Here is a 12,414-nt window from a genome sequence, read left to right as displayed (position 1 = left end):
GTCACTCTCTGCTTACGCTGGTGCCGCCGTCCGTGTGATGGCCGGAACCCCACGCTGAGCAGCACATCAGGAGAGCACGTCGATGGTCGCCACCGAACACCCGCCGCAAAGCCGCTTGCGGACATGGATGCTGCAGGGCCTGTCCGACATGGGCAAGCAGGGCGGCCACACCGGGCCGCATGCCGTGCCCGAGCCCCCGCACAAGGGCCAGCGCTGGTACCGGGTGATGTGCCTGACCGGCGTCGACTACTTCTCCACCCTCGGCTACCAGCCCGGCATCGCAGCCCTCGCGGCCGGCCTGCTCTCCCCGATCGCCACCCTGGTGCTCGTCGTCGTCACCCTGGCCGGCGCGCTTCCTGTCTACCGCCGCGTGGCCGAGGAGAGCCCGCACGGAGAAGGCTCGATCGCGATGCTGGAGCGGCTGCTGTCGTTCTGGCAGGGCAAGCTGTTCGTCCTGACCCTGCTCGGCTTCGCCGCCACCGACTTCCTGATCACCATCACCCTCTCGGCCGCCGACGCCTCCACCCACCTCATCGAGAACCCGCACCTGACCAGCGCCCTGCACGGTCAGCAGATGCTGATCACGCTCATCCTGGTCGCCCTGCTCGGCGCGGTCTTCCTCAAGGGGTTCCTGGAGGCCATCGGCGTCGCGGTCGCGCTGGTGGTGGCCTACCTCGGTCTGAACGCCGTCGTCGTGGCCGTCGGCTTCTGGCACGTCGTCACCGCCGGGCACGTCGTCACCGACTGGACCAGCGCCCTGACCACCCAGCACGGCAACGTCTTCGCCATGATCGGCGTCTCCCTGCTGGTCTTCCCGAAGCTGGCCCTGGGCCTGTCCGGCTTCGAGACCGGCGTCGCGGTCATGCCGCACGTCCAAGGCGACCCGGGCGACACGGAGGACAACCCCAAGGGCCGCATCCGCGACACGAAGAAGCTCCTCACGGCAGCCGCCCTGATCATGAGCGTCTTCCTGATCGCCACCAGCTTCATCACCACGGTGCTCATCCCGGAGAACGAGTTCAAGACAGGTGGACAGGCCAACGGACGCGCACTCGCCTACCTGGCGCACCAGTACCTGGGCGGCGCGTTCGGCACGGTGTACGACGTCTCCACGATCGCCATCCTCTGGTTCGCCGGCGCCTCGGCCATGGCCGGCCTGCTCAACCTGATGCCGCGCTACCTCCCCCGCTACGGCATGGCACCGCACTGGGCCCGCGCCGTGCGCCCGATGGTGATCGTCTTCACCCTGATCGCGTTCCTGGTCACCTGGATCTTCGACGCCAACGTCGACGCGCAGGGCGGCGCCTACGCGACCGGCGTGCTGGTCCTCATGTCGTCCGCGGCGATCGCGGTGACCATCGCTGCCCGCCGCGCGGGCCAGCGCAACTGGACCATCGGCTTCGCAGCCGTCTCGGCGGTCCTGCTCTACGTGACCGTCGCCAACGTCTTCGAACGCCCCGACGGCGTCAAGATCGGCGCCTGCTTCATCGTCGGTATCATCCTGGTCTCCCTGCTGTCCCGGCTGGCCCGCGCCTTCGAGCTGCGTGTGACGCACGTTGAGCTGGACGACATGGCGGAACGATTCATCCGGGACATCGCCAGCCGGAAGATCCGATTCATCGCCAACGAGCCCGGACGACGCGACAAGGCCGAGTACCGCGACAAGATCGAGCAGATCCGGGCCGACAACGACATGCCCGAGCAGGACGACTTCGTCTTCGTCGAGGTCACGGTCACCGACCCGTCCGAGTTCGAGGCTGGTCTGACGGTCCGCGGCGAGGTCCTGCACGACCGCTACCGCGTCCTGACCTTGGAGTCCTCCTCAATCCCCAACGCCCTGGCCGCGCTCGCCCTCCACGCCCGGGACACCACCGGCTGCATCCCGCACATCTACTTCGAGTGGACCGAGGGCGGCCCCTTCGCCAACTTCCTGCGCTTCTTCCTCTTCGGCCAGGGCGAGGTCGCCCCCGTCACCCGAGAGGTCCTGCGCGAGGCGGAACCGGACCGTGCCCGCCGGCCACGCGTCCACACCGGCTGACTACCGCGTGGGCGACCGCGTCAGGATCCCGTCAAGATTCGCCCCTACGCGCTAAGGCCCCGTTAGCAATGCTCGCCGGACCCGGCCCCGGCGCCTAGCGTCGACGCCATGCGACAGAGCGGACCGGCGGGCTCGTCCGGCGACCGCCACTGGCGTGGCAGCGCCCGGCTCGCGGTCGGCTGCGCGCTCGTGTTCTGCGCCATGAGCGTCCTGGTCGACTGGGACGCGGGAAGCCTGACGCCTCTCCGCGCCCTGCTCTGGGGCACACTGTCGGCCGCCGTATGCGCCATCCTGCTTCCGGGGCGGGTGAGTGCGGGCCCCGGCTGGCTGGCGGTACGCGCCCCTTGGCGCCGACGAGTGATCCACACGGACGCCCTGACGACCGTACGGCAGTACGACGGCGTCTCCTCCCACCTGGTCCTGCGGGACGTCCACGGTCACCGCCTGGAACTCGACCCGCGGGTCCTCGCGGCGAACCCTCTGCTCTGGCACGAACTCGACACAGGCGTCCGCCGCTCCCTGGAAGGCGGAACCCTCCTCCTAGGAGCGGATGTCATGGCGCGACTGGGGCAGCACATCGACGACGAGACAGTCCAGGCAGTGCTTCGGGCCTCGGGGCTTTCCTGACCCAGAGAGCAGCCTCACCTGTCCCTGAGGCAGCCAGCCCGAATCCGACCGGCCGACAGCCGCAGAACTTCGACGCCACCCTCCACCTGGACCACGCGACACTGTTCCGGGAGGGACTGGACCTGCTCGCCGACGCGGCACCGACGCGCCGAGCCCCACTCGAAGATATGGTCGCTCTGGTGGACTTCCTCGCCGAGCGCCTGCCCGCACGGCGGGACGAATGGCACGCGCACCGCGAGAGACTGCGCGCCTCCGGAAAGCTGCCACAACCCGACGCACAACGCTGAAGGACACCACACCGGCCCGGTGCACCGCCCTGGACCCGAAGGCCACGGAGAGGTTCCATGACGACCGAACACGACCAGTGCTACGAGTCCGATCTGACCGCTCTGCGCGGGCGCGCCGATCAGGGTGACGCGGATGCCGTCGACGAGTTGATCGAACTGGCCGCCGAACTGGGCGACATGAACGAGCTGCGACGCCTGGCGGAGACCGGAAACGCCACCGCAACCGACCAGCTCATCGAACTCGCCGTCGAACAGGAAGACCTCGGCGAGCTGCGACGCCTGGCGGACCGGGGAAACAGCACTGCCGCCGAAGTACTGGAGGAACTCAGCGGCGAATGACGAATGCGGGTGGAACCGGAACACACGCTGGACTGCTCACGGCCGCCGATGATTGATGGCTCCGGGTGGCGAACCTCCCGCTGGCGGAGGGCCCGCGTGCTTCGGGCCCCCACCGTGGAGTGTGTACGTGATCGACCGAACCGAAGCAGGGGCTCTCAGCCTCCAGTGGTGCTGTTGCCCGGTCGGGAATGTGGCAGGCGTTACACCCTGCCTCGTACGGGCGAGTGAATGGCACCCCCGCCGTCACGCACCCAGCACTCCGGTGGCCAGCAAGCCCAGCAGCGCCGCCCCGACGACGATCCGGTAGACCACGAACGCGTTGAAGGAGTGCTTCGCCACGAACTTCAGCAGCCAGGCGATGGAGGCATAGGCGACCACGAAGGAGACGGCGGTGCCGACGGCCAGCGGCGCGACACCGACCCCTGCGCCCACGGCGTCCTTCAGCTCGTACAGGCCGGCGCCCGTCAGTGCCGGAATACCGAGGAAGAACGACAGACGGGTGGCGGCGACACGGTCCAGGTCCAGGATGAGGGCCGTGGACATGGTGGCACCGGAGCGGGAGAAGCCCGGGAAGAGCAGCGCGAGGATCTGCGAGCAGCCCACCAACATCGCGTCCTTGAACGTGGTGTCGTCCTCACCGCGCTTGTGCCGGCCCATCTGGTCCGCCGCCCACATCACACCGGACCCGACGATCAGGGAGCCGGCCACCACCCACAGCGAGCCCAGCGGCCCCTCGACGAGCTTCTTGGCGGCCAGGCCCACCACGACGATGGGGAGGGTCGCGTAGATGACCCACCAGGCGAACTTGTAGTCGTGGTGGTGGCGCTCCTCCTTGTTGCGCAGGCCCCGGCCCCAGGCGGAGACGATCCGCACGATGTCCTTGAAGAAGTACAGGAGCACGGCGGCGATCGCGCCGACCTGGATCACGGCGGTGAAGCCGACCACGGAGGTGTCGTCGACCGGGATGTTCATGAGCCCCTCGGTGATCTTCAGGTGGCCGGTGGAGGAGACCGGCAGGAACTCGGTCACCCCCTCCACGACTCCCAGGATGGCGGCCTGGCCGATGCTGATGGCACTCATACGGGGTCCCAATCTTCTGACGGGTGGGATCTTCTGGAGGGCGGGGCGGGCGGCATGGCACACTCGGAGGGCGGAACTTTTACACCCGTATAGATGTTCCACACGCGTGTAGAAGATACACGGCCGGCGAGGAGCGAAAGGAACGACGACGCTGTGAGCGACAACACGCATGCACGCGGCCCGAAGAGGGCCAACGGCGTCCGGGAGAACGAGATCCTCGCCCTCCTCCAGCAAGCCGACGGACCGCTCACGCCGGGGGAGGTGACCGAGCGCCTGGGCGGCGAGCTGACATACAGCAGCGTCGTCACGATCCTCACCCGCATGCACACCAAGGGACTGCTCGCCCGCAGTGCCCGCGGCAGGGCGTACGCCTACGCCCCGGTCACCGACGACGCCGGCTTCGCCGCCCGGCGCATGCGCACCGTCCTGGAGGAACGCCCCGACCGCGACGCCGTGCTCGCCCGCTTCGCCGACGAACTCTCCGACCGCGACGCCGACCTGCTGCGCCAACTGCTCGGCCCCGAAGCCGACGCCGACTGACAGGGGGCCCGCCGGATGCGCATCGCCGTCTACGTGCCGCTGCTGCTCTCCCTCCTCGCCCCGCTCGGAGCGCGGCCGCTGTCCGAGCGGTGCGAGCCCCGCCTGGCCACCTGGCTGCTCACCGCCTCGTCCCTGGTGCTGGGGGCCGCGAGCATGATCTCCCTGGGCCTGCTCGCCGTCACCGGCCTGATCCGCGTCCCGCAGCTCGCCGACCTCGGTCACTGGTCGTCCCACAACGCGCAGCGCGACAGCCCGACCGAGCTCTCCATCGCTCTCGTCGCAGGACTACTGCTGGGCGGTGCGGTGCTCGCGGCTGTCCGCATGCTCTGGCGTCGCGCCCGCACGCTGGCCGCCGCGGCGATGGACGCGGCGTGCATGCCCGCGCACGACGGCCTGGTCGTCATGGAGGATGAGGCCCCCGACGCCTACGCACTCCCCGGACTGCCCGGCCGGATCGTCGTGTCCACCGGCATGCTGCACACGCTGCACGAGACCGAGCACGACATCCTGCTCGCCCACGAGCGCGCCCATCTGACGGCCCACCACTACGCCTTCGTCGCCCTGGCCCAGCTCGGCGCCGCCGCCAACCCGGTCCTGCGCCCGCTCGCCACCGCCGTCACGTACACCATCGAACGCTGGGCCGACGAGAACGCGGCCACCGCCACCGGCGACCGCACCCGAGTCGCCCGCACCGTCGGCAAGGCCGCCCTCGCCGTCCACCGCGCCCCGGCCCTCACCCGCGCCACCGGCGCCGCCCTCGGCATCCTGGGCCGCCGCGGCCGCCTCGCGGGCGCCGGCCCCATACCCCGCCGGGTCGCCGCGCTCCTCGCCCCGCCACTGGGACGCCACCCGGCCCTCACCGCGGCAACCGCGGCCGTCCTGACCGCCGCGACATTCACCACCGCCGAGGCCGCACACGACCTCCACCTCCTGCTCCAGGCCGTCGGCGCCTGGTCGTAATGGCTGCTGTACGTCCCCGGAGCTGACTGCGCCTCCATGCGACGGCCCTGGTGGTACGCCGCAGAGGTTCCGCCGATGAATTTCCGTTGGCTGTGCGGTCTACCCGTCGACGAAGGGAGCGCACCATGCGCAAGATCATCGTTTGCACGTTCCTGACGCTGGACGGCGTGATGCAGGCGCCGGGCGGTCCGGACGAGGATGCTGAGAGCGGCTTCGAGCACGGCGGCTGGCAGAAGCCGGCGACCGACGACGAGGTCGGCGCGGCCATCGCCGGGTGGTACGAGTCCTCCGACGCGATGCTGCTCGGCCGCAAGACGTACGAGATCTTCGCGTCGTACTGGCCGACCGCCGACCCCGACAACCCGTTCACCCATCGGATGAACAGCATGCACAAGTACGTGGCGTCTCGGACCCTGGCCTCCGTCGAGTGGCAGAACTCCACACTGCTGGAGGGCGACATCGTCGACGCCGTGCGCAAGCTGAAAGCTTCCGACGGCGGCAACATCAACGTCGTGGGCAGTGGCGACCTCGCCCAGACCCTCATGCAGCACGGCCTCGTCGACGAGTACCGGCTGACCATCCACCCGGTCATCATCGGCACCGGCAAGCGGCTGTTCGCCGACGGAGCGATCCCCACCGCGCTGGAGCCGGTCAGCGTCTCGACGACGAAGGGCGGCACCGTCGTCGGCGTCTACCGGCCGAACGGCAAGCCCAGCTACGACAGCTACTAGGCTCTGTTGTGGGACCAGCGGCCCGACCGAATGAAGATGTCGGCGATGTGGAGCCCGGCGCGGAAGACAGTTGCGGTCTTGTCGTAGTGAGTGGCCGGACCACGGCAGCTCCGGCACCTGCGTGCCCTTCGTCCAGGACAAAGAGGTTGGGGATTCACATCCCACAATCCCCGACGGGGCAACTCCCAGCCGGGAACGCCGCACTCAGGAGCGGGTCAGCTGCCCGCTCCGCTCCCCCGTGGCAGCCCGCGCTGGATGATGAAGCCTCCGGCCGGTCAACGTACAGGCGACTGAGGCAGCACTCATCACCTGCGCTTCCGGTCACCTGACACTCCATCACAACGAGCGCCAAATGAGCGTCACGAGCGTCATTTCAGCGTCAAGATATCGCCCGTAACGCCCGCACCGCACATAAAGCGCACGCGCAAAACCGCAGGTCAGGAGCCCTTAGCCACCGGCTCAAGGATGGCAACGCACTCCAAGTGATTCGTCATCGGAAACAGATCGAACGCCCGCAACGTCCGCACCCGATACCCCCCGTCCCGGAAGTACCCCAGATCCCGCGCCAGCGCCGCCGGGTCGCACGCCACATACGCGATCCGGCGGGCGCCCAGTGACGACAGGTGGGCCACCGTCCGGCGGCCGGCGCCCGAGCGCGGGGGGTCGAGGACGATGAGGTCGACCTCGGTGATTCCGGTGCGGGGCAGTACCGCTTCGACCTTGCCCTGTTCGATCCGCACCCGCTCGAAGTCGGCGAGGTTGTGCCGGGCGTCCTCGACGGCCCGCTTGCCCGACTCGATGCCGAGCACCGCGCCCTTGTCGCCGAGCCGGTCGGCCAGGGCGCCCGCGAACAGGCCCACACCGCAGTACAGGTCGAGCGCCATCTCGCCCTTGCGTGGCAGCAGGCCCTGCATGACCGCGGTCACCAGGGTGTCGGCGGCCTTCGGGTGGACCTGCCAGAAGCCGCCGCTGCCGACCCGGTACGTCCGCCCGTCGGCGCGCTCGCGCACGAAGGGGCGGCCGTGGACGCGGTGCACCCCGCCGTCCTTCTCCTCCACCCGCATCACGGACACCGGCTTGTCCAACTCGACGATCGGCAGGCGGGCGCCGGGCTTCGGCGTGAGGATCACCTGGCGGTCCTGCGAGCCCGTCGCGGCGATGGCGTCGATCGACGCCATGCCCGCCCAGTCGCGCTTCTCGATGCCCAGCTCGCTGACACCCTCGGCCGCGATCATGCAGTGGTCGATCGCCTCGACCTCGTGCGAGCGGTGCCGGCGCAGACCGGCCCGGCCGTCGGCGTCCACCGCGTACTGCACACGCGTCCGCCAGGCGGGCACCTCACCCGCGGGCAGCTTGTCGCCCTCGGCCGGCATCACCGTGCCGTCCCAGCCGGCCTCCTCGGGCGTCAGGCCCGCGAGCCGCTGCAGCTGTTCGGCGAGCACCTCGCCCTTCAGCCGCCGCTGCGCCCCAGGCTTGGCGTGCTGCCAGTCGCAGCCGCCGCAGCGGCCGGGACCGGCGTAGGGGCAGGGCGCCTCGATGCGGTCCTTGGAGGCCGTAAGGATCTGGACCGCGTCCGCGCGCAGGAAACGGGCCCCCTCCTCGCCCTCGGTGACCCGCGCCACGACCCGCTCACCGGGCAGGGTGTGCCGGACGAACAGCACCTGTCCCTCGGCGGTACGGGCGATGCAGTGCCCGCCGTGGGCGACGGGGCCGATCTCGACCTCGTACTCCTCCCCGACCAGCGACTTCTTCGGTTCTGCCTGCATGGCGGGGTGACTCCACAACATCGAAAGGGAATTGGCGAAAGGAAACAGCCGGACAACAGCCCACCAGTCTACGTGGGCGGCGTCCGGCCGTTGACCGACGTGTGTCAGCTCTGGGAGCCCGAGGGCTGCTTCGGCCGGCCCTCCTCGGCCGGACCGCGCCGCACCGAACCCGGCGCGTTCCACTCCTGCCGCTTGCGGGCCCTGCTCTTCGCCGCCTCCGAGGACTGCAGCTGGTAGGGCACGGACGTCACCATGATGCCCGGCGTGAACAGCAGCCGGCCCTTGAGCCGGAGCGCGCTCTGGTTGTGCAGCAGATGCTCGTACCAGTGGCCGACCACGTACTCGGGGATGATCACGGACACCGCGTCGCGCGGCGACTCCTTGCGCAGGCTTCTGACGTACTCGATGATCGGCCGCGTGATCTCGCGGTACGGCGAGTCGAGCACCTTCAGCGGTACGTCGATGCCGCGCCGCTCCCACTCCTCCTTCAGCGCCTTCGTCTCCGCCGCGTCGACGTTGACGGTGAGCGCCTCCAGGCTGTCGGAGCGCATCAGCTTGGCGTAGGCGAGGGCGCGCAGCGTCGGGCGGTGGATCTTCGAGATCAGGACCACCGAGTGGACGCGGGAGGGCCGTACGCTGTCGTCGCTCGGGCCCTCGGGGGCCGCGATCTCCGCGGCCACGCCGTCGTAGTGCTTACGGATCGCGGTCATCGTCGCGTAGAAGATCACCATGCCGAGCAGGGCGACCCAGGCGCCGTGCGTGAACTTGGTGACCAGGACGACGACCAGCACCAGGCCGGTGAAGAAGGCACCGAAGGCGTTGATCGCGCGGGAGCGCACCATGTGGCGGCGCTTGGCGACGTCCTTCTCGACGGCCAGGTGGCGGTTCCAGTGCCGGACCATGCCGGTCTGGCTGAGCGTGAAGGACACGAACACGCCGACGATGTACAGCTGGATCAGCCGCGTCGAGTCGGCGCCGTAGATCACGGTCAGCAGGGTGGCCGCACCCGCGAGGAGCACGATGCCGTTCGAGAACGCCAGGCGGTCGCCGCGGGTGTGCAGCTGGCGGGGCAGATAGCGGTCCTGGGCGAGGATCGAGCCGAGCACCGGAAAGCCGTTGTACGCGGTGTTGGCGGCCAGGAACAGCACCAGGGCGGTGGCCGCGGCGAGCACCACGAACAGGAAGCTGCCCTTGCCGAAGACGGCCTCCGCCACCTGGGTGATCACCGGGTTCTGCACATAGCCGGAGCCGATCGCGACGCCGTGCTCGAGCAGGTCGGTGGCCGGGTTCTCGGCCATACGGACCTTGGTCGTCAGCGCGAGGGCGATGATCCCGCAGAACATGGTGACGGCGAGAAGACCCATCGCGGCGAGCGTGGTCGCCGCGTTCTTCGACTTGGGCTTGCGGAAGGCCGGCACACCGTTGGAGATCGCCTCGACACCGGTGAGCGCGGCACAGCCGGAGGAGAAGGCACGCAGCATCAGGAAGACCAGCGCGAAACCGGCCAGCCCCTGGTGCTCGGCCTTGATCGTGTACCCCGCCGTCGGCGCCCGCATGGTGTCGCCCAGCACCAGCCCGCGGAACGCGCCCCAGGCGATCATGATGAACACGCCGCCGACGAACACATACGTCGGGATCGCGAAGAGCTTGCCGGACTCCTTCACGCCGCGCAGGTTCATCAGCGTCAGCAGCACGATCACCGAGACGGCGCACAGCACCTTGTGCTCGACCACGAACGGGATCGCGGAGCCGAGGTTCTCGATGCCGGACGCGATCGACACGGCGACGGTGAGGACGTAGTCGACGAGCAGGGCGCTGGCCACGGTCAGGCCCGCCTTGGCGCCCAGGTTGGTGGTCGCGACCTCGTAGTCGCCGCCGCCGCTGGGGTAGGCATGCACGTTCTGCCGGTAGGAAGCGACCACGGTGAACATCAGCACGACGACCGCGAGGGCGATCCAGGGGCTGAAGTGGTACGCCGACACGCCCGCGATGGACAGGACCAGCAGCACCTCTCCTGGTGCGTAGGCCACGGAGGACAGCGGGTCGGAGGCGAAGACGGGGAGGGCGATGCGCTTCGGCAGGAGCGTTTCGCCCAGCCGGTCACTGCGCAGTGCGCGCCCGATCAGGATCCGTTTGGGCACGTCGGTCAGTTTGGACACAACAGGTAATCGTAGGCGTTCGAACGGGCGCCCAACCACCCTCCCCCACCCATCTGCCCTCCGGGTGAAAACAAAGGGGGCTCCGGCGACGGATTCCGCAGGCCGCCGCGTCCTCATGCCTATATGACAATCACCGCCCCAGTTGCCGCCCCTTGGAGGTTCCATGCATGCCACCGCAGAGCTCATCGGCGCCGCGGCGGCGCTCGTCGGCCTCGGAATCCTGACTCTTGCCAGCGTCCGCAGCATCAGCCGTCGCTGAGGTCCCATGCCGCGCGGCAACCGTGCACAGGGGTGCCGTCGTCCTACCGCGCGTGTGTAGCTTGGGCGTCTGTCTGAGACCCTGATGTGGCTGAGCAGTAACACTTGACACCGGAAGGACGGTCGTGCACATCGTCATCATGGGCTGCGGAAGAGTGGGTTCCGCGCTTGCCCAGACCCTGGAGCAACAGGGGCACACGGTCGCAGTGATCGACCAGGACCCCACGGCCTTCCGCCGACTCGGCCCGGGATTCGGCGGCCGCCGGGTCACCGGGATCGGCTTCGACCAGGACACCCTGCGCGAGGCCGGCATCGAGGAGGCCGGCGCCTTCGCCGCCGTGTCCAGCGGCGACAACTCGAACATCATCTCCGCGCGGGTGGCCCGCGAGATGTTCGGCGTGGAGAACGTCGCAGCCCGTATCTACGACCCGCGTCGTGCCGAGGTCTACCAGCGCCTCGGCATCCCCACCGTCGCGACGGTCCGCTGGACGGCCGACCAGATGCTGCGCCGGCTGCTCCCCTCGGGCGCCGAGCCGCTCTGGCGCGATCCCACCGGCGGTGTCCAGCTCGCCGAGGTCCACGCCTCCCCCGCCTGGGTCGGCCACAAGATCAGCAAGTTGCAGGAGGAGACGGGCGTCCGCGTGGCGTTCCTCACCCGGCTCGGCGAGGCGATCCTGCCCAGCTCGCAGACGGTGCTGCAGGAAGGCGACCTGGTGCACGTGATGATGCGCACCGACGAGGTCGACAAGGTCGAGGCGTCCTTCGCCAAGGGTCCCGAAGAGGAGGGCGGTCACTGATGAGGGTCGCCATTGCCGGTGCCGGCGCGGTCGGCCGCTCGATCGCGGGCGAGCTGCTGGAGAACGGCCACGAGGTCCTGCTCGTCGACAAGGCGCCGACGGCCATCTCGGTCGAGCGCGTCCCGCAGGCGGAGTGGCTGCTGGCCGACGCCTGCGAGATCACCTCGCTGGACGAGGCGGCGCTGCAGCGCTGCAACGTGGTGATCGCCGCCACGGGCGACGACAAGGTGAACCTGGTCGTCTCGCTCCTCGCGAAGACGGAGTACGGCGTCCCGCGCGTCGTGGCCCGCGTCAACAACCCCAAGAACGAGTGGCTCTTCAACGAGTCCTGGGGCGTCGACGTGGCGGTCTCGACCCCCCGTCTGATGTCGGCCCTGGTCGAGGAAGCGGTCTCGGTCGGCGACCTGGTGCGCCTGCTCCGCTTCAGCCACGGCGACGCGAACCTGGTGGAGCTGACGCTGCCGGAGGAGTCGGCCCTGGCCGGCACCCAGGTCGGCGACGTCGAATGGCCCGAGGACACGTCCCTGGTCACCATCATCCGCGGCACCCGGGTCCTCACCCCGTCCCGCGAAGACTCCCTGGAACCGGGCGACGAACTCCTGTTCGTCGCCGCCCAGGCCCGAGAGGAACAGCTGGAGGACCTGCTCTCGGTGCGGCGCGAGGACACGGCGAGCTGATCGCTCGTCCGGTACGACGAAGGGCGCCCCTGAACCCAGGGGCGCCCTTTGTTTTGTTGTTTTCAGCCCGTCCGGCGATCGAGTCTTCAGCCCGTCTGGCGTTCGAGTCTTTCAGCCCGTCCGGCGTTTGAGGACGAGGCCGCCAGGCCGAAAGC

11 protein-coding genes are annotated in these 12,414 nt (G+C 69.4%); 8 read left to right on the top strand and 3 right to left on the bottom strand.

The annotated features are described in order from the left end of the window. Positions 1–82 precede the first annotated feature (82 nt). The 3 genes from ACFY1U_RS43885 (at position 83) to ACFY1U_RS43875 (ending at position 3,291) form a co-directional block, all read left to right on the top strand. Entirely contained in the window at positions 83–2,038 is a 1,956-nt protein-coding gene (locus ACFY1U_RS43885; RefSeq protein WP_390699688.1) for an APC family permease, read from the top strand. A gap of 108 nt (positions 2,039–2,146) precedes the next feature. Continuing rightward, entirely contained in the window at positions 2,147–2,665 is a 519-nt protein-coding gene (locus ACFY1U_RS43880; RefSeq protein WP_390699687.1) for a hypothetical protein, read from the top strand. A 344-nt stretch (positions 2,666–3,009) separates the two neighbouring features. After that, positions 3,010–3,291, top strand: a complete 282-nt coding sequence (locus tag ACFY1U_RS43875) for a hypothetical protein (protein WP_390699686.1) — start codon at positions 3,010–3,012, stop codon at positions 3,289–3,291. Positions 3,292–3,534: 243 nt separating this feature from the next. Here the strand turns inward: ACFY1U_RS43875 and ACFY1U_RS43870 are convergent, their stop codons facing one another. Next, positions 3,535–4,371: an undecaprenyl-diphosphate phosphatase gene (locus ACFY1U_RS43870; RefSeq protein ID WP_390699685.1), complete on the bottom strand. Its 837-nt coding sequence runs from the start codon at positions 4,369–4,371 to the stop codon at positions 3,535–3,537. A 153-nt stretch (positions 4,372–4,524) separates the two neighbouring features. Between ACFY1U_RS43870 and ACFY1U_RS43865 the strand changes: the two genes are divergently transcribed. The 3 genes from ACFY1U_RS43865 (at position 4,525) to ACFY1U_RS43855 (ending at position 6,602) form a co-directional block, all read left to right on the top strand. Further along, positions 4,525–4,911: a BlaI/MecI/CopY family transcriptional regulator gene (locus ACFY1U_RS43865; RefSeq protein WP_390699684.1), complete on the top strand. Its 387-nt coding sequence runs from the start codon at positions 4,525–4,527 to the stop codon at positions 4,909–4,911. A gap of 15 nt (positions 4,912–4,926) precedes the next feature. After that, positions 4,927–5,871 (top strand): M56 family metallopeptidase, encoded by a 945-nt coding sequence (locus ACFY1U_RS43860; protein ID WP_390699683.1) that lies wholly within the window; start codon positions 4,927–4,929, stop codon positions 5,869–5,871. A gap of 125 nt (positions 5,872–5,996) precedes the next feature. Next, the gene (locus ACFY1U_RS43855) at positions 5,997–6,602 is read left to right on the top strand and encodes a dihydrofolate reductase family protein (protein ID WP_390699682.1); all 606 of its coding nucleotides are present in this window, start codon (positions 5,997–5,999) and stop codon (positions 6,600–6,602) included. Positions 6,603–7,039: 437 nt separating this feature from the next. Here the strand turns inward: ACFY1U_RS43855 and ACFY1U_RS43850 are convergent, their stop codons facing one another. Both ACFY1U_RS43850 and ACFY1U_RS43845 read right to left on the bottom strand, forming a co-directional pair. Next, entirely contained in the window at positions 7,040–8,368 is a 1,329-nt protein-coding gene (locus tag ACFY1U_RS43850; protein WP_390699681.1) for a class I SAM-dependent RNA methyltransferase, read from the bottom strand. Between the two features lie 104 nt (positions 8,369–8,472). After that, positions 8,473–10,527, bottom strand: coding sequence for an APC family permease (locus tag ACFY1U_RS43845; RefSeq protein ID WP_390699680.1), 2,055 nt, complete (start codon positions 10,525–10,527; stop codon positions 8,473–8,475). A gap of 383 nt (positions 10,528–10,910) precedes the next feature. On the opposite strand from ACFY1U_RS43845, the gene ACFY1U_RS43840 reads away from it, so the two are divergent. Both ACFY1U_RS43840 and ACFY1U_RS43835 read left to right on the top strand, forming a co-directional pair. After that, positions 10,911–11,582 carry a potassium channel family protein gene (locus ACFY1U_RS43840; RefSeq protein WP_390699679.1) on the top strand — a complete coding sequence of 224 codons (672 nt, stop codon included), beginning with the start codon at positions 10,911–10,913 and terminating at the stop codon, positions 11,580–11,582. Then, complete coding sequence (locus tag ACFY1U_RS43835) at positions 11,582–12,259, top strand: TrkA family potassium uptake protein (RefSeq protein WP_232646856.1); 678 nt, start codon at positions 11,582–11,584, stop codon at positions 12,257–12,259. The genes ACFY1U_RS43840 and ACFY1U_RS43835 overlap by 1 nt, the downstream gene beginning before the upstream one ends. Positions 12,260–12,414: the final 155 nt, after the last annotated feature.

Origin of the sequence: Streptomyces sp. NPDC001351 (assembly GCF_042896045.1) — a bacterium.
Classification (GTDB): Bacteria; Actinomycetota; Actinomycetes; order Streptomycetales; family Streptomycetaceae; genus Streptomyces.
This window is presented reverse-complemented; position numbering and strand designations above follow the sequence as displayed.